At 36.1% G+C, this 23,708-nt stretch carries 24 protein-coding genes, 1 tRNA gene and 4 pseudogenes; 18 read left to right on the top strand and 11 right to left on the bottom strand.

Features of this window, described 5'->3' with window-relative positions; all coding sequences use genetic code 11:
• The first annotated feature begins 63 nt into the window (after positions 1 to 63).
• Together ABWU67_RS01340 and ABWU67_RS01345 are read left to right on the top strand one after the other, a co-directional pair.
• Entirely contained in the window at positions 64 to 1,008 is a 945-nt protein-coding gene (locus ABWU67_RS01340; protein WP_265022222.1) for an IS110 family transposase, read from the top strand.
• A gap of 769 nt (positions 1,009 to 1,777) precedes the next feature.
• Positions 1,778 to 2,041, top strand: coding sequence for a transposase (locus ABWU67_RS01345; RefSeq protein ID WP_010082386.1), 264 nt, complete (start codon positions 1,778 to 1,780; stop codon positions 2,039 to 2,041).
• A 125-nt stretch (positions 2,042 to 2,166) separates the two neighbouring features.
• Here the strand turns inward: ABWU67_RS01345 and ABWU67_RS01350 are convergent, their stop codons facing one another.
• Entirely contained in the window at positions 2,167 to 2,319 is a 153-nt protein-coding gene (locus ABWU67_RS01350) for a hypothetical protein (RefSeq protein ID WP_353282077.1), read from the bottom strand.
• Positions 2,320 to 2,426: 107 nt separating this feature from the next.
• On the opposite strand from ABWU67_RS01350, the gene ABWU67_RS01355 reads away from it, so the two are divergent.
• From ABWU67_RS01355 to ABWU67_RS01385, 7 genes and pseudogenes are all read left to right on the top strand, one after another.
• Positions 2,427 to 2,552 (top strand): IS3 family transposase, encoded by a 126-nt coding sequence (locus ABWU67_RS01355; RefSeq protein WP_353282219.1) that lies wholly within the window; start codon positions 2,427 to 2,429, stop codon positions 2,550 to 2,552.
• Positions 2,553 to 2,586: 34 nt separating this feature from the next.
• Positions 2,587 to 3,445 (top strand): annotated as a pseudogene (locus ABWU67_RS01360) (IS630 family transposase).
• Complete coding sequence (locus ABWU67_RS01365; RefSeq protein WP_353282078.1) at positions 3,442 to 3,582, top strand: hypothetical protein; 141 nt, start codon at positions 3,442 to 3,444, stop codon at positions 3,580 to 3,582. Before ABWU67_RS01360 ends, ABWU67_RS01365 begins: the two are co-directional and overlap by 4 nt.
• Positions 3,583 to 3,644: 62 nt before the next feature.
• Positions 3,645 to 4,049, top strand: a complete 405-nt coding sequence (locus ABWU67_RS01370) for an IS3 family transposase (protein WP_264374046.1) — start codon at positions 3,645 to 3,647, stop codon at positions 4,047 to 4,049.
• 129 nt (positions 4,050 to 4,178) lie between these two features.
• Positions 4,179 to 4,298 (top strand): hypothetical protein, encoded by a 120-nt coding sequence (locus ABWU67_RS01375; RefSeq protein ID WP_353282220.1) that lies wholly within the window; start codon positions 4,179 to 4,181, stop codon positions 4,296 to 4,298.
• Positions 4,288 to 4,485: an IS3 family transposase gene (locus ABWU67_RS01380; RefSeq protein WP_353282079.1), complete on the top strand. Its 198-nt coding sequence runs from the start codon at positions 4,288 to 4,290 to the stop codon at positions 4,483 to 4,485. The genes ABWU67_RS01375 and ABWU67_RS01380 overlap by 11 nt, the downstream gene beginning before the upstream one ends.
• Position 4,486: 1 nt before the next feature.
• A complete protein-coding gene (locus ABWU67_RS01385; protein WP_353282080.1) occupies positions 4,487 to 4,708 on the top strand; it encodes a hypothetical protein in 222 nt (73 codons plus the stop codon).
• A gap of 88 nt (positions 4,709 to 4,796) precedes the next feature.
• Here the strand turns inward: ABWU67_RS01385 and ABWU67_RS01390 are convergent, their stop codons facing one another.
• The 3 genes from ABWU67_RS01390 to rpmE all read right to left on the bottom strand — a co-directional run bounded on the left by ABWU67_RS01390 (position 4,797) and on the right by rpmE (position 7,269).
• The gene (locus tag ABWU67_RS01390) at positions 4,797 to 6,149 is read right to left on the bottom strand and encodes a hypothetical protein (protein ID WP_353282081.1); all 1,353 of its coding nucleotides are present in this window, start codon (positions 6,147 to 6,149) and stop codon (positions 4,797 to 4,799) included.
• 83 nt (positions 6,150 to 6,232) lie between these two features.
• On the bottom strand, positions 6,233 to 7,027 hold the full coding sequence (locus ABWU67_RS01395) for an NAD kinase (protein ID WP_353282082.1): 795 nt from the start codon (positions 7,025 to 7,027) through the stop codon (positions 6,233 to 6,235).
• 38 nt (positions 7,028 to 7,065) lie between these two features.
• On the bottom strand, positions 7,066 to 7,269 hold the full coding sequence (gene rpmE, locus ABWU67_RS01400; RefSeq protein ID WP_007548602.1) for a 50S ribosomal protein L31: 204 nt from the start codon (positions 7,267 to 7,269) through the stop codon (positions 7,066 to 7,068).
• Positions 7,270 to 7,397: 128 nt separating this feature from the next.
• Here rpmE and fabD point away from each other — a divergent pair, with 128 nt between their 5' ends.
• The gene (gene fabD, locus ABWU67_RS01405; protein WP_264373760.1) at positions 7,398 to 8,378 is read left to right on the top strand and encodes an ACP S-malonyltransferase; all 981 of its coding nucleotides are present in this window, start codon (positions 7,398 to 7,400) and stop codon (positions 8,376 to 8,378) included.
• Positions 8,379 to 8,417: 39 nt separating this feature from the next.
• Here fabD and gpmI read toward each other — a convergent pair whose 3' ends face one another.
• From gpmI to alaS, 4 genes and pseudogenes are all read right to left on the bottom strand, one after another.
• A complete protein-coding gene (gene gpmI, locus ABWU67_RS01410; protein ID WP_341821831.1) occupies positions 8,418 to 9,938 on the bottom strand; it encodes a 2,3-bisphosphoglycerate-independent phosphoglycerate mutase in 1,521 nt (506 codons plus the stop codon).
• Positions 9,939 to 9,971: 33 nt separating this feature from the next.
• Positions 9,972 to 10,043: transfer RNA gene (locus ABWU67_RS01415), tRNA-Asn, on the bottom strand.
• A gap of 510 nt (positions 10,044 to 10,553) precedes the next feature.
• Positions 10,554 to 11,412 (bottom strand): annotated as a pseudogene (locus ABWU67_RS01420) (IS630 family transposase).
• A gap of 327 nt (positions 11,413 to 11,739) precedes the next feature.
• Positions 11,740 to 14,373 carry an alanine--tRNA ligase gene (alaS, locus tag ABWU67_RS01425; RefSeq protein ID WP_353282083.1) on the bottom strand — a complete coding sequence of 878 codons (2,634 nt, stop codon included), beginning with the start codon at positions 14,371 to 14,373 and terminating at the stop codon, positions 11,740 to 11,742.
• A gap of 165 nt (positions 14,374 to 14,538) precedes the next feature.
• Between alaS and ABWU67_RS01430 the strand changes: the two genes are divergently transcribed.
• The 5 genes from ABWU67_RS01430 to purH all read left to right on the top strand — a co-directional run bounded on the left by ABWU67_RS01430 (position 14,539) and on the right by purH (position 18,177).
• Positions 14,539 to 14,982 (top strand): PAS domain-containing protein, encoded by a 444-nt coding sequence (locus tag ABWU67_RS01430; RefSeq protein ID WP_010962890.1) that lies wholly within the window; start codon positions 14,539 to 14,541, stop codon positions 14,980 to 14,982.
• A 98-nt stretch (positions 14,983 to 15,080) separates the two neighbouring features.
• A complete protein-coding gene (gene rpmI / locus ABWU67_RS01435; RefSeq protein ID WP_007548610.1) occupies positions 15,081 to 15,287 on the top strand; it encodes a 50S ribosomal protein L35 in 207 nt (68 codons plus the stop codon).
• Between the two features lie 20 nt (positions 15,288 to 15,307).
• Complete coding sequence (gene rplT / locus ABWU67_RS01440) at positions 15,308 to 15,673, top strand: 50S ribosomal protein L20 (protein ID WP_006279340.1); 366 nt, start codon at positions 15,308 to 15,310, stop codon at positions 15,671 to 15,673.
• A gap of 12 nt (positions 15,674 to 15,685) precedes the next feature.
• Positions 15,686 to 16,585: a methionyl-tRNA formyltransferase gene (gene fmt / locus ABWU67_RS01445; RefSeq protein ID WP_264722956.1), complete on the top strand. Its 900-nt coding sequence runs from the start codon at positions 15,686 to 15,688 to the stop codon at positions 16,583 to 16,585.
• Between the two features lie 80 nt (positions 16,586 to 16,665).
• The gene (gene purH / locus ABWU67_RS01450; RefSeq protein ID WP_353282084.1) at positions 16,666 to 18,177 is read left to right on the top strand and encodes a bifunctional phosphoribosylaminoimidazolecarboxamide formyltransferase/IMP cyclohydrolase; all 1,512 of its coding nucleotides are present in this window, start codon (positions 16,666 to 16,668) and stop codon (positions 18,175 to 18,177) included.
• Between the two features lie 345 nt (positions 18,178 to 18,522).
• Here purH and ABWU67_RS01455 read toward each other — a convergent pair.
• Together ABWU67_RS01455 and ABWU67_RS07225 are read right to left on the bottom strand one after the other, a co-directional pair.
• Positions 18,523 to 19,381 (bottom strand): annotated as a pseudogene (locus ABWU67_RS01455) (IS630 family transposase).
• Positions 19,382 to 19,442: 61 nt separating this feature from the next.
• A pseudogene (locus tag ABWU67_RS07225) lies at positions 19,443 to 20,328 on the bottom strand (IS630 family transposase); the annotation flags it as partial.
• Positions 20,329 to 20,630: 302 nt separating this feature from the next.
• On the opposite strand from ABWU67_RS07225, the gene ABWU67_RS01470 reads away from it, so the two are divergent.
• The 3 genes from ABWU67_RS01470 (at position 20,631) to ABWU67_RS01480 (ending at position 22,963) form a co-directional block, all read left to right on the top strand.
• Complete coding sequence (locus tag ABWU67_RS01470) at positions 20,631 to 21,086, top strand: Hsp20/alpha crystallin family protein (protein WP_353282085.1); 456 nt, start codon at positions 20,631 to 20,633, stop codon at positions 21,084 to 21,086.
• Between the two features lie 197 nt (positions 21,087 to 21,283).
• Positions 21,284 to 22,366 (top strand): hypothetical protein, encoded by a 1,083-nt coding sequence (locus ABWU67_RS01475; protein WP_264339566.1) that lies wholly within the window; start codon positions 21,284 to 21,286, stop codon positions 22,364 to 22,366.
• 384 nt (positions 22,367 to 22,750) lie between these two features.
• The gene (locus tag ABWU67_RS01480) at positions 22,751 to 22,963 is read left to right on the top strand and encodes a plasmid pRiA4b ORF-3 family protein (RefSeq protein WP_141456728.1); all 213 of its coding nucleotides are present in this window, start codon (positions 22,751 to 22,753) and stop codon (positions 22,961 to 22,963) included.
• A gap of 117 nt (positions 22,964 to 23,080) precedes the next feature.
• Here ABWU67_RS01480 and ABWU67_RS01485 read toward each other — a convergent pair whose 3' ends face one another.
• Complete coding sequence (locus ABWU67_RS01485) at positions 23,081 to 23,635, bottom strand: hypothetical protein (protein ID WP_353282086.1); 555 nt, start codon at positions 23,633 to 23,635, stop codon at positions 23,081 to 23,083.
• Positions 23,636 to 23,708: the final 73 nt, after the last annotated feature.

Here is a 23,708-nt window from a genome sequence, read left to right on the forward strand (position 1 = left end):
ATGGGACATATGTATGCACCCGTTTACAATCTTAAATTAATTAAACTATCGAGGTTATTTATTATGATTACATCTTATCAAAATTTCATTGGCATTGATATCGGAAAATTTAAAAATGTTGCTGCAGCTTATAACCAAAGGAGCGCTATCAAGTTTGACAATGATGCTACTGGTTGGCAACAGTTGTTTCAAAAATTTTCAGATATCCTACCTAATTCTCTAGTAACTTTAGAAAACACTGGAAAATATGAGCTTGGCTTAGCACATTTTCTTGTTGATAAGAATGTTGCTGTACATCGAGCTAATACTCGTAAAGTAAAAAGTTTTATCATATCACATGGAACTTTAGCAAAGACAGATCAATCAGATGCAAGAGCCCTTGCTCAATATGGTTTTGAACGCTATAGTGCTCTATCTCTATTTGTGCCTATGTCAAAAGAACAAACCGCCTTAGTTGCACTCTGTCAACGTCGTGATGACATTACGCAAATGAGAACTCAAGAGAAATGTAGGCTTGCAGCACCTGAAAACGACTATATAAAGGAAAGTTGCCAAAAAACAATAGACTTTTTTACCAGTCAGATAAATGAGTTCAACGATGCCATACAAAGAATTATTGATAAAAATCCAGAGTTACAAAAGCGTCAAAAAATCTTGAGAACAGTGCCAGGAATAGGTCTCAAGTTATCACAAGTTTTTGTGTGTCTAATGCCAGAACTTGGCCACCTAAACAAAAAAGAAGTTGCAAGTCTTGCTGGAGTTGCTCCACATCCAAAAGAAAGCGGTAAAACTATTGGTTACCGAAGGATAACAGGTGGTAGAAGCAATGTTCGTGCAAAGCTTTTCACAGCTGCTATGGCTGCTGCAAGATCTAAATCTGCACTTGGTGCTTTTTATTCTGATCTTATTGGTAGAGGTAAAAAGAAGATGGTAGCTATAACAGCTCTAATGCGAAAAATCATAGTAATTGCCAATGCAAGACTTAAAGAAGCAATTAATATGAAATAAAAAAAAATCTGCATAGAAAATAGGTTAACGGATATGTGCGTCTACACACATTTAAAGCACATATTCGTTAACCATAAAATCTAAGCAGTGGTTGCTGTTTGATATAAATTTCTTTCTGTATAAACTAGGATCTTTGTTACCAAAATACATTTTTCAATTGAATAAAAATACAAAATTATCAACAAATGAGACTAAATTCAAAAAATTTTAAAAAACATAGTTGATGGTTACAACGTTTTCGATGAGATTGCAGAAAGGCTGGATTCCAGTGTCAAGCACTGGAATGAAAGCAGTCCTACGTCATGCCGCGATTCATTCGCGGTATCTCTAGATCCCGCTAACAAGCAGCGGGATGACGGTTGTCAGGGTGTCATCCCACTACCTTCTCCTGTCATCCCAGTGCCTCCCTCCCCTGTCATCCAAGTAGCTTGACACTTGTATCTTTATGATGTGAGGCATTAGAGCTAAAATACCTCACAGGGAGGGTGAAGCTGATGCAACGCTAATGCCATTAAGGCCGAATCCCAGATTTTGCTTCCCTCCCATAGAGTTATAGCTCTTCTCATAATAATCCCAATAAGGTAAGAATGGATTTATGGTAGAGGGGTTTGTATGCCAGCAGCGTATAGTTACGACTTAAGGAAAAAAGCAATGGAAGCATTGGATGAAGGAGAAAGTAGAGCAACTGTTGCCAAGTGACCTTACCCAGAAAAAGTGGAGAGAAAGAAAGGAGTTTTTTCGGGTAAAATAAAATTTTGGAGGATTAGAAATGGCAAGAGAATATACGGCAGAATTCAAATTGGAAGCTGTTAAACTGGCAAATGAACAAAGAAAGGCAGGTCAAACAATTACAAAAATAGCAAAGGATTTAGGAATAAAGGGTGGTTTATTAGGAAAATGGATAAAGAAACACAACGAAAAAAAGTCGGCAGCAGATGCATTTCCAGGTAGAGGTAACATGGCTCCTTACGACAAAGAGAGGTTTGATTTACAAAGAGAGTTAGCAAGAGTAACAAGGGAAAGAGACATTTAAAAAAAAGCCCTGGCCAGTCAAAAAGAGTAAAATATTTTTTTATAAAAGAGCATAGTATAGCCTTTCTTATAATAGTCCGAATGCGATAAGATATGTGTTTATGGCTATAGCAGGCCAGTAGCATATTACGGTCTGTTCGGATTATTGTAAAAAGAGCTATAACTGCTATAAAGTACAGGAATTATGTAGGATTTTCTGCTAGTGGCTACTATAGCCTTTCTTATAATAGTCCGAATGCGATAAGATATGTGTTTATGGCTATAGCAGGCCAGTAGCATATTACGGTCTGTTCGGATTATTGTAAAAAGAGCTATATAAGTGGACCACAAGAAAAATAAGCAGTAGAGAATCAGCAAATAAAGAGCTACTCGCAGCTATTCAAAAAATATATCAAGTTTCTAAATGTAGATATGGAGCTCCTAAAATTCATGCTGAATTGAAGGCTTTGGGTAAAAGTTGCAACTTAAAAACAGTGCAAAGTATAGCTCTTTCCACAGAAGTCCGGATATGATAAGATTAAGGATAGATGGCGATAAGGAGGTTGGATGCCGGCAGCATATAGTTATGATTTAAGAAAAAAAGCAATGGAAGCACTAGACGAAGGGGAAAGCAGAGAAGCAGTGGCAGCAAGATTTAAAATTGGACGAACTACTTTGTGGGAGTGGAAGCAAAGAAAAAAAGAAACAGGCGACTTTCAGTCAAAAAACTCGGTAATGGAGGTTACAATCAGAAAATTATCGACTGGAATAAGTTTATCGAATTTGCTAAAAAACACGGTAGAAAAACTCTGTCGGAAATGGCTAAACTTTGGGGCAACGTTAGTATCGAAACGATCCACCGAGCTCTCAGAAAAATTGGATTTACGCGCAAAAAAAGACATATGGATACAAGGAAAGGAACGAAGAAAAACGTGCTGAATTCTTAAAAATTATAGCAACAAAAGAACCAGAAAACTTAGTGTATATAGATGAGTCTGGGATTGATAACACGGAGGACTATCCATATGGGTATTGCCAGAAAGGACAGCGATTTTATGCCCTAAAATCTGGAAAAAAAACTCAACGAATCAGCATGGTTGCAGCCTTAAGTAGAAGAAAGATAGTTGCTCCATTAACATTTGAAGGCCACTGTAATATGGATATTTTTAATGGATGGTTTGAGCAATTTTTGGCACCGATCTTAGAACCTGGACAAACTGTCATTCTTGATAATGCTACTTTTCATAAGTCTGATAAGCTTATCAAGCTCGCTAAAGGAGTCGGTGCAGAAATTTTGTATCTGCCGCCTTATTCTCCAGATTTTAACAAAATTGAGCATCATTGGTTTGCTATAAAAAACAGAGCCAGGAAAAACATTCCTCTATTCGAATCCTTTCGTCGTGCTGTTGATTCTGCCTTCCTATGACCTATTCGGACTATTATGAGAAATGCTATAACATGGCTCCTTACGACAAAGAGAGGTTTGATTTACAAAGAGAGTTAGCAAGAGTAACAAGGGAAAGAGACATTTTAAAAAAAGCCCTGGCCAGTCAAAAAGAGTAAAATATTTTTTTATAAAAGAGCATAGTATAGCTCTTTTTACAATAATCCGAACAGACCGTAATATGCTACTGGCCTGCTATAGCCATAAACACATATCTTATCGCATTCGGACTATTATAAGAAAGGCTATAACTGCTATAAAGTACAGGAATTATGTAGGATTTTCTGCTAGTGGCTACTATAAGTGGACTACAAGGAAAATAAGCAGTAGAGAATCAGCAAATAAAGAGTTATTAGCAGATATTCAAAAAATATATCAAGCTTCTAAATGTAGATATGGAGCTCCTAAAATTCATGCTGAATTAAAGGCTTTGGGTAAAAGTTGCAACTTAAAAACAGTGCAAAGTATTATGCAGAAAAATGGTATTCAGGCTATATTGAGAAGAAAATTTAAAATTAAGAAACAACAAACGGACAGTAGCTCCCAATATATTAGACCAAAACTTTATTGTCGATCAACCAAATAAAGTATGGGATTACTTATATAAAAACCAAAGAAGGATGGCTATATTTGGCAACAATAATCGATCTATATTCACGCATGGTAGTTAATGAGCAGTTCAATAAATAAACAATTGGTTATGGACTCTTTATTAATGGCCGTTAACAAGCGTAAAACTGCCAAAAATCTACTATTACATAGTGATCAAGGTTCACAATATACTTCGCAAGGTTATCAATATCTCTTATCCATAAAAAACATAGATGAGTCATAAAGGTTGTTGTTACGACAATTCTGTTGTGGAAAGCTTCTTCAGTTCTCTAAAAAGGGAGTTACCAATAGACACCTCTCGGCACTCTAAACAGCATATCAAAACTGCTATATTTGAATATATAGAAATTTTTTATAACAAACAACGTCACTATTATAGCTCTTTTTACAATAATCCGAACAGACCGTAATATGCTACTGGCCTGCTATAGCCATAAACACATATCTTATCGCATTCGGACTATTATAAGAAAGGCTATAACTATTGCATTCCTGAGCATTTTGATTCATCATTCTCTTTATGAAAAACATTCCAAACTTTCTCTCCACTTTTTCTGGGTAAGGTCAGTCAGCTACTTGGATGACAGGGGAGGGAGGTGCTACCCTGACAATCGTCATCCCGCTACGTGTTAGCGGGATCTAGAGATACCGCGAATGAATCGCGGTATGACGGTCTGCGGCGGTATGACGTAGGGCTGCACTAGCTATATCATGCATTTTATTAACCGACACTATAAACAACATCCTTACAATTATGAGATTGAACCACAACTTGCTCAAGCGTTAAGCTGCTGCGTTTAGCGTCTTTACCGTGGTTTTCCCCAAGAACATTTGTTCTTTCGTGTTTTATTTCTTCAATGAATTTCTTGTTAACGCTTTCAGGGTCAATCTTTTCCTGCGAATATATAAGATTAGTGCAATTTGTTTTTCTATCATAATGTATGCCAAAACCCACAATGAGTAATGCAAGTATACCAGAACCTATAAGTAATGATAATCCTATGTTATTAGTCAAAGGGTTTTGGTAAAATTTTTGTACACCATTAACACCATGTGTTGCAAGTAGCCCTAGAGGAAACGCTATATTTGCAGCAACTACACCAGTAAATAATGCAGTAAATATTGGTCTGTCGTTAATTACTGATTTTATTTTATTAGTTCTAGTAATTACTTTTTCGTCAATGTTAGTGAAGCCTTGTTTAGCTTCCCAAGCATTAAGTACAAAATTTGAATGAGTGCCATTGCTATATTCCAGTCTTACAGATTTTATAGCTTTATCTTTTGGCTGGTGCTCCAACACCTCAGCTAAAATTTTATCCGCATCTTTTTTTTGAATGGAATGTTCTTCAGTATCTATAAATTGCCTTGTTGCAAAAAATATTGGACCAATTGTAAGCAATGCAGCAAGTGCGATAACTGGTATAGTGATATATTTTGGGCTGTTTGTAAAAAATGCAATAAATTTTGCTTTATCTTGTAAATATAATAAAGCTGCAGATATACTGAGTATAATAGCACTTGCACCAAAAATTATAAAACCCTTCTGCTGCATGGCATACTTTGCTCTTGGCAAGAATCTGTTTGTTTTTTTATTTTTTAAAATTGCATCGTCATTTATGTTAAATTTACTATTTGTAAGCAAAGACTTTTTAGAGCCATCTGCTGCGCTTGTGTATGATGGTAGTGAGCCAGTTGGAGGTATACTTGAGCTGTTAGTTCTTTGTAAATCTTCTAATATTTCACTATTCCAAGGTGGACTAAATACTGTCTCTTGAGAAGGTGATCTGCTTAGAGTTGAATTTTGTGGCACGTCAACATGAGTTTCTTCACCTTTTGTTTCTTCTAGGGAAGGAGGTGATACTTGAGTCTCAAGAGTTAACGGATCTCTTGAATTAGCATTGCTGTTTTTTTTCTCTAACAAAGCTTCTAAAGCTGTATTTTCATCATTTTTTTTCGGAGTACTTGTCCTAAGTGCTGGTATTGGTAAAATTCCTGGTGTTATCTCGCCATCTTCACTTATTGATGTGGAAGAAATTAATGTTACTGTTTGTTCTTCATTTACTGGTCCAGGCATATTCACTCCAAAATTAATTACTATGCTGCATTGATTACGCTATAGTTATTAAGATATAGTAAATACCAATTTACGGATAATTACTAGTATAGAAATTGTCTATCAAAGATTCTTTCATTCAGAGGGTAATCTTTGTCAAAAAGCAAAGTGATTGTGTTCTCATGGTCTTTTTGTATTTTTATCTGTGATATATCATGAAATTCTTTGTAATCTGATACTACAAGTGCTGGACGGTTTTTTGTGTCGTTAATGTCAATTTGTACGATTGTATCGTTTGATATTAACGCTCCATTCCAATGCCTTGGGTAATAGCTATTGATAGAAGTGAGTGCAAGTAAATTTGAATTTAGCGGCAAGATTGGGCCACCGGCAGAGAAGTTGTATGCAGTGCTGCCTGTGGGGGTAGATAATATTACTCCGTCCCCTCTAAATTTTTCTACTTTTAGCTTATCATTAATAGTAATATTCATCTCTACTATTTGGTTCGCTTTTCTAAAAACGTATACTTCGTTTACTGCTATGTAATGATATCTCTTGCCACTTGTGTCTGTTGCTTCCATTTTTAGCAAAGTTAACTGAGTTGAAGTTGCATGCTCTATATGATCAATTAAATCTTCACTGCAGCTAAAGCATTTATTCATCAAAAACCCAACATTGCCAGTGTTTATCCCATACACATGCATGTTTTTATTTTCTATGACGTAATTGTGCAAAGTGCGTAGCATAAAGCCATCACCGCCAACAACTATCAATAGATCGATTTCGGACTTATTTTCTTCTGCTATATTGATAAAATTAAGTTTCTTTAATAGTTTAGATACTTCCTGCGATTTTGGTGATGGAGAAGCAACATAGCCTATATTTTTGTATTTATGCATGCTTCAGTAAACTCTCTAAAACTTAAAGAGGAGGAGAATTAGAAAATGCTTCCATATTTATCGTTAAACTTAGCTAATTTGCTAGTTTTACTTGCTAACCCGCTTGTCAAACTTCCAGTCCATGCAGGGTGAGTAAGAGGATCTCTATCAAGTTTTACCCTATCTCCCTCCTTTCCATAAGTGGAACGAGTTTCAAACTCTTGACCGTCTGTCATAACTATAATAATTTTATGATAATTCATTGTTGTTTATAAACTTTTAGTCAGCTAATATTCTAGTGAACTTAATTCACTAAGTCAATCATTATTCTAAAATATTGACAAAAAATAAATAAAGTAGTATATTTAATAAGGAATAAATAATAACTATCATGATTTTTGCTTTCCCCGGTCAGGGCTCTCAGTTTGTAGGAATGGGAAAGAGCTTATATAGTGAGTTTTCTGTTGCAAGACAAGTATTCAATGAAGTAGATAGCATATTGGATGGAAAGCTGTCTCATTTAATCTTCAACGGTCCTATTGAAGAATTAACCATTACAGAAAACGCTCAGCCAGCTATAATGGCAGTATCAATTGCAATGCTACGTGTTATGGAGCATGTGTTTGGCAAATCTCTTTTCACTGATCACAATGTTAAATATGTTTGTGGGCATTCAGTTGGCGAATATACAGCGCTGTGTGCTGCAGGAGCGTTAACGCTTGAGTCTGCAATCGAGCTGCTGAAAGTTCGCAGCGAAGCAATGCATGAAGCTTCACTGAAATGTAAAGGCGGAATGGTTGCGTTGCTTGGAGCAGAGATAAATGAAGTGGAAGATATATTGAAATCAGTTCAAATTGACGGAATTTGTGAAATTGCAAACGATAACGGTGGCGGACAAGTGGTTATAAGTGGCACTAGAGAAGCTCTTGAAATGTTACCCGATTTATTCAAAAACTCGAGTGTGAGGAAACTAATTAAATTACAGGTTAGTGGGCCTTTTCATTCATCTCTTATGAAACCTGCTGATGAAAAAGTTTTGGAGTTTTTGAAGGGTATTAAAATAACCCGTCCTATAGTTCCTTTGATATCAAATGTTACAGCTAAAGAGGAGAGTGATCCCAAAGTTATAAAAACTTTACTCGCCAAGCAAGTTGTAAGCAGAGTGAAATGGAGAGAAATGGTTTTGTATATGTCAAGCCGTGGCATTAACAAATTTGTTGAAATTGGCCCTAATAAAGTTTTATCTAATTTGGTCAAAAGAATTGACCAATCTATCAGTACAAAAAATATAGATAGTATTGGTGATATTGACAGCTTCTTTAATGAATCATTAGTACTAACAGCGAAAAATTTAAAAGTTGGATTAAGTTAAAACACATCTATTTGATGTCATTCCGGTGCATAACGCTGCCTAGCTGGAATGACAGAGGGTAATGCAAGAAATCAACGAACTGCCTGTCATTTCGTTTGGTTTTTTAATTCCAAGTAGCTGTAAAATAGTAGGGGCAATGTCAGATAACCTTCCGTCTCTTAGTTTTAGATTATCGCAAGACACAATAAATGGCACTTTATTTAGAGTGTGTGCTGTATGAGGTGTATTATTTTCTTCATCGAACATACATTCCACATTACCATGGTCTGCAGTGACAATTAACGCGGTGTTGCTTGACTTTTTAACAGCACTCAGCACTTTTGCAAGACAATCATCTACAGCTAGCACAGCTTTCTCGGCTGCTTTTATATTACCTGTATGCCCTACCATATCAGGATTAGCGTAATTTACAACTATCAGTGCGAATTCTTGGGAGTGAATTTTTTCTACAAGCTTTTCTGTGAGCTCGAAGGCTGACATTTCGGGCTGCAAATCGTAAGTTTGAACTTTTGGTGAGGGAATGAGTATTCTTTCTTCACCAGAGAAAGGTTCTTCTTTTCCACAATTGAAAAAGAAAGTCACATGAGCGTATTTCTCGGTTTCGGCGATACGTAATTGTCGTAATTTATTGTCTTCTATTGTTTGTCCTAGAGTATCAGCGAAAGAAGTAGGAGGAAAAATATAAGAAATTTTGAGATCTTCTTTGTACTTCATCATACTTAAAATTGAAGAGAATTTTGCTACCTTAGCGTAATCTGTTTTGCCAAGCAAAATACTTGCTAATTGTATCATTCGATCAGCACGAAAGTTAGCCAACAGCACTCCATCTTCTGGTTTTATACCTTGATAGTCACCTATTACTGCGGGCCTAATAAACTCATCAGTTATGTTATTTTGATAATTTTCATCAATCAACGATACTGCATTATCATGACAAGGTGCCTTTGCAAATGCGATAGCCTCATAAGCTTCGATTGTTCTCTTCCACCTGTTGTCACGGTCCATAGCATAGTAACGCCCAGAAACAGTAGCAATTCTTGTGTCATTTCCCTTTATACTCTTTGTAAATTCTTGAATGCATTTTTTTCCTGAATTTGGCAATGTGTCTCTGCCATCTAAAAATGCATGTATCACCACTTTTATTCCATGCTGTGATATTTTATTTGCTAAAGTTGAAATATGCTTTTGATGCGAATGAACACCACCATCGGACACCAATCCCATTATATGGCATACTCCGTTCTTACTTTTTAGATCATTAATAAAACTTTGTAGATTTACATTGTTTTCTATTGTTCCAATCTCTTGATTAATGCGCTGAAGGCTTTGCATTACTACTCTACCACTGCCAATATTCATATGGCCAACTTCTGAATTACCTATTTGACCACCAGGTAACCCCACATCAGCTCCACAGGCGGATAAACTGCATTTTGGATAATTAGAGCTAATATATTGCCAACAGGGTGGATTTGCGTTGCTGATAGCGTTGTATTTATTATTCTCTATTCCATTTCCCCAGCCATCTAGTATACATAAAACCACTGATTTAATGTTCATACAAAATCAACACCAGAATTTCACAGAGAAACGCTCCCCGGGCCGGATTCGAACCAGCGACCAATTGGTTAACAGCCAACTGCTCTACCACTGAGCTACCGAGGAATAAACCGTTTGTAATTTACCATGTTGAACGTTGGTTGTAAACGTTTTTTGTGTAGACTTTAAGTCCAACTGGTCACAGAAACGAAAAAACTTACTTGACAAACTCCGCCAACCCCCTTATCATGAAACTGAAGCTATTTATTTATCTTCGCAATCTGTGCAGGTTAATGAAAAAAAACTTAGGGTATTTGGCGTCTCATGTTTAATTTTTCGCACTACGTGCATCGCATGTCTTTAAAAATTTCTGGGTTTTTACCTATATAAGCCGAAACGCGCTTACAAAGCGTTTAAGACAGCAAAAAACGTCAAATTGACAAGGGAGAATTTGAATGCTAGCTACTACGGGGTTTCTTTGCCTTTTTTCCTGCTTAGTAAATTTCTTAAACACTTGCGGTGTAGGTTAGTTGCAAGTTAAAAGCAGCTAAATCGCTCTTAATCAAGCGTTTTAGAATAAAAAAACGCCGATATTTTAGTACATAGTATAGCATTTCTCATAATAGTCCGAATAGGTCATAGGAAGGCAGAATCAACAGCACGACGAAAGGATTCGAATAGAGGAATGTTTTTCCTGGCTCTGTTTTTTATAGCAAACCAATGATGCTCAATTTTGTTAAAATCTGGAGAATAAGGCGGCAGATACAAAATTTCTGCACCGACTCCTTTAGCGAGCTTGATAAGCTTATCAGACTTATGAAAAGTAGCATTATCAAGAATGACAGTTTGTCCAGGTTCTAAGATCGGTGCCAAAAATTGCTCAAACCATCCATTAAAAATATCCATATTACAGTGGCCTTCAAATGTTAATGGAGCAACTATCTTTCTTCTACTTAAGGCTGCAACCATGCTGATTCGTTGAGTTTTTTTTCCAGATTTTAGGGCATAAAATCGCTGTCCTTTCTGGCAATACCCATATGGATAGTCCTCCGTGTTATCAATCCCAGACTCATCTATATACACTAAGTTTTCTGGTTCTTTTGTTGCTATAATTTTTAAGAATTCAGCACGTTTTTCTTCGTTCCTTTCCTTGTATCCATATGTCTTTTTTTGCGCGTAAATCCAATTTTTCTGAGAGCTCGGTGGATCGTTTCGATACTAACGTTGCCCCAAAGTTTAGCCATTTCCGACAGAGTTTTTCTACCGTGTTTTTTAGCAAATTCGATAAACTTATTCCAGTCGATAATTTTCTGATTGTAACCTCCATTACCGAGTTTTTTGACTGAAAGTCGCCTGTTTCTTTTTTTCTTTGCTTCCACTCCCACAAAGTAGTTCGTCCAATTTTAAATCTTGCTGCCACTGCTTCTCTGCTTTCCCCTTCGTCTAGTGCTTCCATTGCTTTTTTTCTTAAATCATAACTATATGCTGCCGGCATCCAACCTCCTTATCGCCATCTATCCTTAATCTTATCATATCCGGACTTCTGTGGAAAGAGCTATACTTTCATGACACCATTCTTTTTCCTGGATCCAAGTAGTCGAGCTACTTGGATGACAGCTAGCCTGACAACCGTCATCCCGCTACCTGTTAGCGGGATCTATGCTAAGAGATACCGCGAATGAATCGCGGTATGACGGTTTGCAACGGTATGACGGTTCGCGGCGGCATAGTAATTCGTCATCCCGCTGCTTGTTAGCGGGATCTCTCGTTAGCGGCTAAGAGATACCGCGAATGAATCGCGGTATGACGGTGTAGACGATGGTTAAGTATCCCGCTGCTTGTTAGCGCCGCGGCGGTATGACGGTTCGTGGTGGTATGACGTAGAGTGCTTAGAAGCTGTTATTTTGCTATAAATGGCTGTAATGGCATCATCTATTTTATTGCTATCACAGCCTGTTTGTGCAAGTTCAGCATTCCCACCACAGTTCTTTTTAACTGCTATGGATATTAGTTCTTTTGCGCTAATCTTATTGATTAAGTCTTTACTTACTTTAATAATCAAGACTGTTTTATCTTTTTCTGTTGCCGTAAAAGCTATTACCGTTTTTGGTTTTTGTTGCTGCAAAACAAACTCTCTTATTACATTTGCTGGAATATCAGTGAAAGTGTGGCTTATAAAATTTATTCCATTTATTTCGGTGCTTTTTATATTCTCTGCACTCACAAGCTTTTTATATAGGTTTTTTATTTTGGTTTCGGATTTTTTGTGTTCTTGACTTAAAATACTTAATCTGCTTGTTATTTCACTCACTGGCGCTTTTACGAATTCTGCAACTTTTTTTAAGTTAATTTCATTATCACGTACATAATTGATTGCTTCCTGACCAGTTAAAGCTTCAATTCTCCTCACTCCAAAAGCAACAGAACTCTCTGTTACTATCTTAAATAAACCGATTTCTCCAGTATGTTCAACGTGCGTGCCACCACACAGTTCCCTTGAATCTCCAATCTTCACTACTCTTACTTGATCGCTATATTTTTCGCCGAATAACGCCATAGCTCCTTCGTCTATTGCCTGATTCATGCTTTGAATTTTTGTAGATGCGGAAAGATTTTCTCTGATTAGAGAGTTTACCATATCCTCTACCCAAAACAACTGATCTTGAGTCATTTGAGTGTTATGGCTGAAGTCAAATCGTAACTTATCCGGTGCAACTAGGGAACCTTTTTGAGTGACATGATCACCCAAGATTTTTCTTAATACAAAGTGCAAAAGGTGTGTAGCTGAATGATTTCTCCTTAAGGTTTGCCTTCTTTCCTTGTCAATGCTTGCTGCAACTGTGTTACCTTTACAAATTGAACCGAACTTAACTATGCATCTGTGCAAATATAGGTCATTAACCTTATTGGTATTCTCGACTATAATAATACTTCTATCAGATTTGATCAGACTGCCAGCATCTCCCACCTGTCCACCTGACTCGCCATAAAAAGGTGTTTTATCAAGTATAATGGTTATCTTTTCTCCCTCCTTTGCAGAATCAATTACTTCATTTTTAGAGGAAACTATAGCTAGTATTTTCGCATCACTTACTTCATTGAACTCATAACCAACAAATTTTGTTTTGCCAAATTTATTGATCAAATCAAACCATACTTGCTCAACAGATTTTTCACCAGATCCAGCCCATTTAGCACGTGCTCTCTCTTTTTGTTCTCCCATTGCATCATCAAAACCCTTCTGGTCAAAATTTATTTTTTTCTCTTTTAAAATATCGAGTGTAATATCCAAAGGAAATCCGTAGGTGTCATATAGCTTAAACGCTGATTCTCCAGGCAAAGTATCGCCTGGTTTTAAATCTGCAGTGAATTTCTCCAGGAGATTGATACCTTTCATCAAAGTGTCTTTAAAGTTTTCTTCCTCTGATTTTAACGTCGTTTCTATTAAGCTTTTAGCTCTGACTAATTCAGCTCCCATATAAGCCGAACTCGTGCTATCTATCAACACTGGAAAAATACGATGGAGTAGGGAATCATTATATCCAAGCAGGTGAATATAACGCGCGGCTCTCCTAATTAATCTGCGTAATACGTAATTCCTGCCCTCATTTCCAGGAAGCACTCCTTCTGCGATGAGAAATGCAGCCGCGCGAAGATGATCTGCTACGATCTTATGCGCTATTTTATTTTCCGTTCTTCCACAGTACTCCTGTGATTTACTTATCAAAGCAGAAAATAGATCAATATCATAGTTATCATGGACGTTTTGCATAACAGCCGCTATTCTTTCAAGGCCCATTCCAGTATCGATGCATTTTTTTGGCAATTTGTGTAAATTACCTTCTTCATCTTTGTTAAACTCCATGAATACCAGATTCCAGATTTCAACAATTCTATCGCCCTCTTGTAAATTAGGACTCCCATGGTCATAAAAAATTTCAGAACATGGACCGCACGGACCAGTGCTTCCCATACTCCAAAAGTTATCATCCGTTGTAATTCTTATGATTTTATCACTTGAAAAGCCACTTATCTTACGCCAAATCTCGTACGCCTCATCATCAGTATGGTAGACGGTTATGGATAGTCTGTTTTTATCAAGAGATAACTCTTTAGTGATAAATTCCCACGCAAATTCTATCGCAGTTTCCTTAAAGTAATCACCGAAGCTAAAATTTCCGAGCATTTCAAAAAATGTGTGATGCCGAGTTGTATAGCCAACATTTTCCAGATCATTGTGTTTACCGCCTGCTCTTAGGCACTTTTGACTTGAGACAGCACGTTTCATTTCAGTTTTTTGAGCACCAGTAAAAATATTTTTAAACTGCACCATACCAGCATTTGTGAACATGAGCGTTGGGTCATGTTCTGGAATCAAAGGAGAAGAAGAAACCTGCTCGTGGTCATTATTTACAAAAAATTTTATAAATCTTTCTCTGATTTCGTTTAGCTTCATCGTTTTTATTGAGGTTATCTATAAATAATAAGTTGTAATGGAAATAAAATCAATACCACTCTCTAGATCTCAGAACTTCTAGTGACATGCACCTTGTGGTAAGAAAAAATCAATATATTCACGATAAATTTACCTCATATCTGTGTTTTATATGTGGAAATTGGAATGGAAATTTATGTAGGCAAAGAAAAAAGAATAGCAAATGTGGTGACTCAACACTGGAATGACATAAAAGGATCAGACAGAGATTGGCCAGAAAGGCATGAAATAGACACTGCAGAAATAATGGAATCATGGCAGCATTGTTTTGTCATTGAAGTCAAGGATCAAGGTTATATTTGTGAAAATGCAGGAGAAAAGGCTGTTGAATTCTATGGTTTTGAGAAAAAGACGCGCATTGATAATAAGTATGCAATTGATGCACCATTTTTGCGACTATATAAAATAGATGCAGTTATTGATAAACTTGATACTGTAATAGAGAGTAAATGCCCGATCAATGAAGAGGAAGAAAGTGAAAGTGTTAAAATGAGGCAAGTATTGTTGCCACTTGGGAATAAAGAAGGTATAACACACATATTGGGCGTAATTACTTTTAAACTCCTTTAATATACAATTTTAATTTGATTCTTTAATAAAATTATTTATACTAATGCTTAATTACTATTAAAGAACTCAATAGTAGTGCTTGTAAATTTATTTGGAATATGAAGAAAATAAAATTAAAAACCAAATCTTCTGTGAAAAAGCGCTTTCACCTTACAGCTAAGGGTAAAGTTATTTCTACTCAGTCAGGCAAAAGGCATGGCATGGTAAAGAGAAGTAAATCTAATATTCGTAATCAGCGCGGTACAACGATTCTTGGTAAATCTGACTCGCGTATAGTTAAGCTTCATATGCCTTACGGTATTTAACAAAATGGAGGTAAAATAAAATGGCTCGGGTAAAACGTGGAGTCACTACTCACGCTCGTCATAAAAAAATATTGAAACTGGCAAAGGGTTATAGAGGGCGCGCAAAAAGTTGTTATAGAATTGCATTACAAAGAGTTGAAAAAGCACTGCAATATGCTTATAGAGACAGAAGAACCCGTAAACGTGATTTCCGTAGCTTATGGATAATACGTATTAATGCAGCAGCAAGAGAGCATGGGCTTACTTATGGTAGGTTTATGCATGGTCTTACACTTGCCGGCATTGATTTAAATAGAAAAATTCTTGCTGAGATGGCAGTTAATTATAAGGATGATTTTGCCAAATTAGTAGAAACTGTAAGTGGTAAATTAGCGGAGAATTCTTAAAGCAAAAACACCATGAGAATTATTTTCATGGGATCACCAGGATTTGCTGTTAATTCTCTGAGCTTGTTACTGAAATCAAAGAGCGAAGTGGTGGCAGTATACACCAAGGCTCCAAAACCTTCGGGGCGTGGACAGAAGCCAACGAAATCTCCAGTACATGTTATCGCTGAAGAAAGTAACATAGAGGTATGTACTCCTATCTCTCTAAAGTTTTCGGCAGAGCAAGAAAAATTTAGAAATTTCAAACCAGACGTTGCAGTTGTAGCCGCGTATGGGTTGATACTTCCAAGAGAAATTTTGAATATTCCAAAATATGGTTGTATTAATATTCATCCTTCATTACTACCAAGGTGGCGTGGTGCAGCCCCGATACAGCACACAATTTTAGCAGGAGATCAAGAAACCGGGGTTAGCATTATGCAATTGGATGAAGGATTAGATTCCGGCCCTATTTTAAAACAGGAAAAATTTCTTATCGAAAAGAACGATAATTACAAGACATTGCATGATAAATTATCTAAGCTAGGCAGTGATTTACTGCTGAAAGTGCTAAACGAAATTGAAAAACAGCTTCCCTTAAAACAGAACGATAACAATGCATGTTACGCTGACAAAGTGGAAGACTATAAAATTTATGCAAGTGATGCCTGTGAAGTTGCTTATAGAAAGGTTAAAGCGTTTTACCCAAAAGCATTCATTAAGATAGAAAATAAACGTATCAGGATACTTGATGCTGACTTTGAAGCTCTCGCTTCAGAACAAGGTAAGATTGTTAACGATAATATGCACATAAGTTTAAAAGGTGGCACTTTAATTCCTAAAGTTGTACAAATGGAAGGGAGAAATCCTTGCAGTATTGAAGATTTTATTCGTGGCTTGAAATCAAGCATGGTAAAAAAATTTATAGAATAGACTGCTTTAAATTAGTGTAGAAATGTAATAGCTAAATTTCCTTTTCTTAGATATAATCTTAAAAAACTTTCCATATAAAAATGAAAATAAAAAGAGCTTTAATATCAGTATACGATAAAACGAATATAATTGATCTTGCATCGTTTTTAACGCAGCAACAAATAGAAATTCTTTCAACGGGCAATACTTATAAAGTGCTATCTAGTGCAGGAATAAAAACACAAGAGGTCTCAGATTACACACAATTTCCAGAGATACTGGGTGGTAGAGTGAAAACTTTACACCCTAAAATTCATGGAGGAATACTTTATGATCGAGAAAAGCATAAAAAGGAAGTGCAAGATCTAGGTATTGAGCCAATAGAACTGCTTATAACTAACCTATACCCATTTTGGGAGACAGTAAGTAGCGGCTCAAATGAAGAGCAAATTATAGAACAAATTGATATCGGCGGAGTGGCGTTAATTAGAGCTGCAGCAAAAAACTTTCGTTTTACTTCAGTTATTTCTAGCATTCAAGACTACGAAGCACTAAAAGCTGAGATGATAAAAAATAACAATGAAACAACATTGAAATATAGAAAATATTTAGCAACCAAAGCATTTGCTCTCACTGCGCACTACGATTCTAATATTCACAGTTGGTTTTTATCCCAGAGTAAAAATAATGAGTTGCCAGAGTTTTTCGCACTATATGGGCATAAAGCACAAGAATTAAGGTATGGTGAAAACCCTCATCAAAAAGCTGCATTTTATAGCAATCAATTCACCAAATATCCGCTGGAAAAAATACATGGAAAAGAGTTGAGTTATAATAATATAGTAGATATAGAGTCCGCACTTAACATAACTTCTGAATTCGAAGAGCCTGCAGCAGTGATAATAAAGCACAATAACCCATGTGGCGCTGCTGTTAGTAATAATGCTTTGGAGGCATATGAAAAGGCTCTATCATGTGATGAAGTAAGCAGTTTTGGTGGCATAGTTGCCTTAAATCGGGAGATAGATTTAAAGCTAGCAGAAAAATTAAACGAGATATTTTTGGAAGTAGTGATAGCACCATCGGTAAACAATGAGGCACTAAAAATTTTACAAAGAAAGAAAAATTTAAGAGTGATTATTCATAAATCTTTTCAACAAAATGTGAAATACCAAACTAAAAATGTTGTTGGTGGGTTTTTGGTGCAAGAAAATAATGACCACACAATAAAAGCAGAACAAGTAACAGAATGCACTGCAACAGACAAAGAAAAAAAAGATCTTATTTTTGCCTGGAAAATATGTAAGCATGTGAAATCCAACGCAATAGTTATAGCAAAAGATGGTTGTGCTATTGGCATCGGTGCAGGGCAAACAAGCAGAATAGATAGTGTGAACATTGCAGTGAAAAAAGCAGGTGAAAAATGTAAAGGTGCAGTGCTTGCTTCAGATGCATTTTTTCCATTCCCAGATAGCATAGTAGAAAGCGCAAAACATGGAATTACAGCTATAATTCAGCCCGGTGGCTCGCTAAAAGATCAAGATGTGATAAAAGCTGCAAATGAAAATAAAATTGCTATGTTTTTCACTGGCGTTCGCAGTTTTTTCCATTAGGCTTTGTGTCTTATCGTCATACCGCCACAAACCGTCATACCGCGATTCATTCGCGGTATCTCTCAACATAGATCCCGCTAACACGTAGCGGGATGACGGTTGTCAGCCAAGTAGCCCCCTATGATGTCATTCCAGCGCCCCTATGATGTCATCCCAGTGCCCCCTGTAATGTCATCCGAGTAGCTGACACTGGGATGACACCCTCCTAGTAGAAACGCTTTTGTAATTGCAACATTCGTGCAATCTTTAGCCATAAACATTAAGAAATTTACCAAATAAAAAAAGGCAAAAGAAGCCCCGTGGTGGTTGGCTATTTATAGCATTTCTCATAATAGTCCGAATAGGTCATAGGAAGGCAGAATCAACAGCACGACGAAAGGATTCGAATAGAGGAATGTTTTTCCTGGCTCTGTTTTTTATAGCAAACCAATGATGCTCAATTTTGTTAAAATCTGGAGAATAAGGCGGCAGATACAAAATTTCTGCACCGACTCCTTTAGCGAGCTTGATAAGCTTATCAGACTTATGAAAAGTAGCATTATCAAGAATGACAGTTTGTCCAGGTTCTAAGATCGGTGCCAAAAATTGCTCAAACCATCCATTAAAAATATCCATATTACAGTGGCCTTCAAATGTTAATGGAGCAACTATCTTTCTTCTACTTAAGGCTGCAACCATGCTGATTCGTTGAGTTTTTTTTCCAGATTTTAGGGCATAAAATCGCTGTCCTTTCTGGCAATACCCATATGGATAGTCCTCCGTGTTATCAATCCCAGACTCATCTATATACACTAAGTTTTCTGGTTCTTTTGTTGCTATAATTTTTAAGAATTCAGCACGTTTTTCTTCGTTCCTTTCCTTGTATCCATATGTCTTTTTTTGCGCGTAAATCCAATTTTTCTGAGAGCTCGGTGGATCGTTTGGATACTAACGTTGCCCCAAAGTTTAGCCATTTCCGACAGAGTTTTTCTACCGTGTTTTTTAGCAAATTCGATAAACTTATTCCAGTCGATAATTTTCTGATTGTAACCTCCATTACCGAGTTTTTTGACTGAAAGTCGCCTGTTTCTTTTTTTCTTTGCTGCCACTCCCACAAAGTAGTTCGTCCAATTTTAAATCTTGCTGCCACTGCTTCTCTGCTTTCCCCTTCGTCTAGTGCTTCCATTGCTTTTTTTCTTAAATCATAACTATATGCTGCCGGCATCCAACCTCCTTATCGCCATCTATCCTTAATCTTATCATATCCGGACTTCTGTGGAAAGAGCTATAGTATCCTCCAATAAACTAACAGAGTCATATATTCTATTTTTAATGAGATTGTCTTTCAAATATTGCCATAAACGCTCTACTGGATTTAACTCTGGTGAATATGGAGGTAAGTAGATTAAGGTAATATTTTGTGGTATTTTTAAACCTTTGGATCTATGCCATCCTGCACAATCCACAATAAGAAATGCCTCCCTTGTTCCTAAATATTGTGACATCTGCTCAAGGAATATATTCATACAATCAGTATTGACGTTTGGTGCGAATAAACTAGAAGTCTCTCCATTTCTAGGATTAACTGCACTATAGAGATAAAAGTTTTGCCTACCTAATTTCACCTTAACCTGTGTCCTAATGCCTTTTTTAAACCACCCGTGTCCAATCTTTGAATGTGTGCCAAACCGCGATTCATCGAAGAAAAATAGCTCTTTTTCGGGATACGTGACAATAGTTTCATTAAGATTTTTTTTTAAACTTTTCTTGTTTATTTTTGTCCTGTTTATTGTGCACAGGCCTTGGAGTAATATACGAAAAACCTAACTTTTGCATCAGTCCATGTGCTGTAGACTTACTTACCTCAATAGAAAACATTTTCTCAATTATGATTTTTAATTTCTTAGCCGTTAGGTTGGCTCCTTCTTCTGCTATGACATTTTTAATTTCTTCTTGCTGCTTGTAGCTCAACTTCGGCTTTACTCCACGTCCTGGTTGTATTTTAAACGCATCGACTCCTCCTTCCTTAAATCTTGTAATCCACTTCATCAATGTAGTTCTAGTAATTCGGTATATTTGAGCAACTTTTGTTATTCCATATTCTTTTCCAGATATTATTGCCTGTAATCTTCTTCCTATCTCTCCTCTTATTCCGTGCTTCTTTAATTCCAGGTTACACTTATTATATCATTCTTCTCCTATTGCTTTACTTTTTCCTGCCATAACTCCTCACTAATTCTTAAATTGTTCTGTTTTAGAAATTTTTCTTTATTTGTCTATTTATTTTTAGGAATTGGTATTAGTTTATTGGAGGATACTATATGTGCATTCATTCGTAATATTACGGAAAGTTCGATCAAAACTATTTGTTCTGTGAGTTATTTGCCTACTTATTTATGATATTTGGTATAAGGTATTGAAACTAACAAGTGGAATGATTACATAATGCACATATTAGTGAAAGGAGGTACAACATGAGTAATATAGTTCATTCAAATAAAAACAATAACCGTGATAACTTTAGTGTAAGAGGGTTACAAAGGGCCGTTGATGACATATTTGATAGCTTCTTTACAGGATGGAATCCAGAGCTTTCCAGAAGAAGCAACAGTCTATTACCAGCTTGTGACTTTTATGAAACAAAGGAAAGCTATTGCCTCTCATTAGAGTTACCAGGTATTTCCAAAGAAAGCATAGATATTAGTATATCTGGCGATAGCTTAATAGTGAAGGGTGAAAAGACATGTGATAACGAGTCAAAAGATAAGCAGTTTTATCATCGAGAAAGGTACTATGGCTCTTTCTATAGGTCTATTCAGCTTCCAGTAAATGTGGAGCGAGATAAAGTATCTGCTAGTTTTTCAGATGGAGTATTACATGTAACCATATCTAAGTCAGAGAAACACATCAAGAAGATTGATGTAAAGTAACCAGTAAGTGGTAGCAGGCTTCTAGTTTGAGGCTTGCTATTTTGAATCATTATAGATAGAATATAATAAAGTTCTATTGTCTTTGCGTATTTGTTGTACAGATGGTGTAAGGCCTTTGTTGCGTTTAGGTGTTGTTAATAATCTATTAATGGTTCTTATGTTATAATCAAGCTTAGGGGCTTTAATAAGTACGGACTATGACAGAAGCAAATCCAATAGTTACGTTGAAGGTTAAAATTAAAGAATTTAGCTTTAGTAAATTAAAGGCTGGCGAGAGCAATAAATCAGCACACTCTGGTGAAACAATGTATTTCGATCTTCCAAGAATGAACTTTGTTATTAATGGAAAGATTATAGATACAGTTTTAACCTCTGTGTTAATGGAAGGAGCGAAATATCGCAAAAGCAACCTTTTTAATAGTTATGATATATATAGCGCTGAAGCCGCAAGCAAAAAACAAAGAGAAATAGATAAAGATCATGGCAGGGCTTTTGTTAATTCAGTCCTTAAGGATCTTGAAAAAGAACTTGCATATAACGCGTTAAGTGAATTGTGGGAAAGTCATTGTGAAAATCCTGAAATTCCTGATTATCAGAAAACCAATTCGTACGGTAGAGATTTTGAGAGATTTTACAATGCTGGAAGAGAGCATATGCATCTATTACTCAAAGTAGGAGATGAGAATAAGAACTACCGACCATTTGTAAAGGAAGTTTTTAAGGAAATGTTTAAATATGCTGAAGCAGAAGTTCCGAGTGCCCCTATCTTAGAAGAACTAGTTACTAATTGTAATCAAGCAGGATACTTAGCAGGTATATTTATTGAATATCACTCTGCACTTAGCAATTATCGATTAACAACGCAAGACCCTGACAAAGTAATGAATATTGATTACACTGACCATAATAACATAAGAGTAAAGTCTGATATGGAAATACCTGTAATCAAATTTGATAATCCAGGGGAAAAAATATGTGGTCTATCCACCTCACTGGAATTTACACTTGAGTCTCAAGATGGAAAAGATGGTGTAACCTATAAAGACGGTAAATTATCACTCACTGTTCCCAAGGAATTAAAAAATTATAAAGAAGGAGATAGAAACTTGCTCTCTATTATTAGAGAATACTTTCAAAAATTCTGTGAAAAATTGGGATTTAAATTTGAGATGGAAACACAAAAAATAGAGCATGATTTAGACGATTTGCCGAAAGTAAACAGTCATCTTCAAGGCCTAAGAACGCCTATTTCCAGCAACGACCATATCATCGGTCATTAAAAGTAAGTATGTGTTGTCAGAACGAATGAAAGTTCAGTTAAGCTTTTTCTAAAGTATAGCATTTCTCCTAATAGTCCGAATAGGGTAAGATATGTGGGTAAGGTTATGTTTGACTTGTGTTGTTTTTTTGCTATTGGTTAATTTAATGTAAGTTAAAGATAAATTAAGTGGATAAGAAAAAGAAAGTATACTTATTTAAAGTTTCTCTAGACAAAAAAATCTACCGTGAGATGGAATTGAAAGCTGTCTTTATAAATTTGCAGAAACTATCATAAAGGTCTTTAGTTTTGAGTTAGATCATTAATTTGGTTTTTATAGTAACATAAACGATATTTATGAAAGTAATGAAGTATACACTTTATTTTATAATACTGATTATAGTTTATGCCTAATGAAAAAAGCGTCAAAAATTCTTATATCTACAAGGTTTTTGAGCCAGATAAAAAAATGATTTTTCTTTTTGATTATGGCGATAATTGGGAATTTTTAGTAGAATGTTGTGGCATTATTGAAGCAGAAGCTGGAACAAGATATCCAAAAGTTACTAAAAAGCAAGGAGAGGCTCCTCCACAATATCCTGACTACGAAGATGAGTAGTGTAAACAATATACCTATTAAGTTGATGGATTGCCTTGAGGAAAATAGCAGCAGGTTTAGTACTTGGTTAGTAAATTAGAAGTATTTCTTAGGAAATTATTTTAATATCTGTGTTTTTTAGGAATGTTCTCTTGCGTTGGATCGGAAGAGCTCTTCTACCTTCTCTAGCTTTGTACTCGGTTCTAGGGTACTGTACAACGCAAAGCTTATGCATGCCAATCCAGCAATCACTCCAACTGTTCCTATAGTAGGCATTTTCATAATATGTGATACAATACCACTTACCAGTAGCACCACCCCAACGGCACCAGTCAGAATCGCTCTCCGTTGCATTGCTTTTGTTGATGATTCTTCATCTGCAATTTTGAAAGATTTATCGTTAACACAAGGGTTAGAAGAAAAGATTCTTAAAGCATTCAGCTCTTTTACCACCGTTCTTCCTGAGTTAGCGAAATTCCCTTGATTTTCTTCATTCCTTTCATAATCTTCACCATTATTAATCTTCTTGCACGGCTGAGTGCCAGTTTCTGCGGTTTCTTCTTGTTGTTCTCCATAAAAATTTTCTTTATTCTTATCCGAAACTTCTTCAATATCTTCTGAAATATTATAAGCCACTGATCCTTCCATAATAGTTTCTATTAACGAGTTTTTTTCTTCTTTGTCACTTGTCATATTTGGATTCATCACTTCCTTATCATCCCAAGGCTCAAAACCTTCTACCCTTACTACACCATCTTTAACAGTA

Origin of the sequence: Wolbachia endosymbiont (group A) of Aleiodes leptofemur (assembly GCF_964028465.1) — a bacterium.
Classification (GTDB): Bacteria; Pseudomonadota; Alphaproteobacteria; order Rickettsiales; family Anaplasmataceae; genus Wolbachia; species Wolbachia pipientis.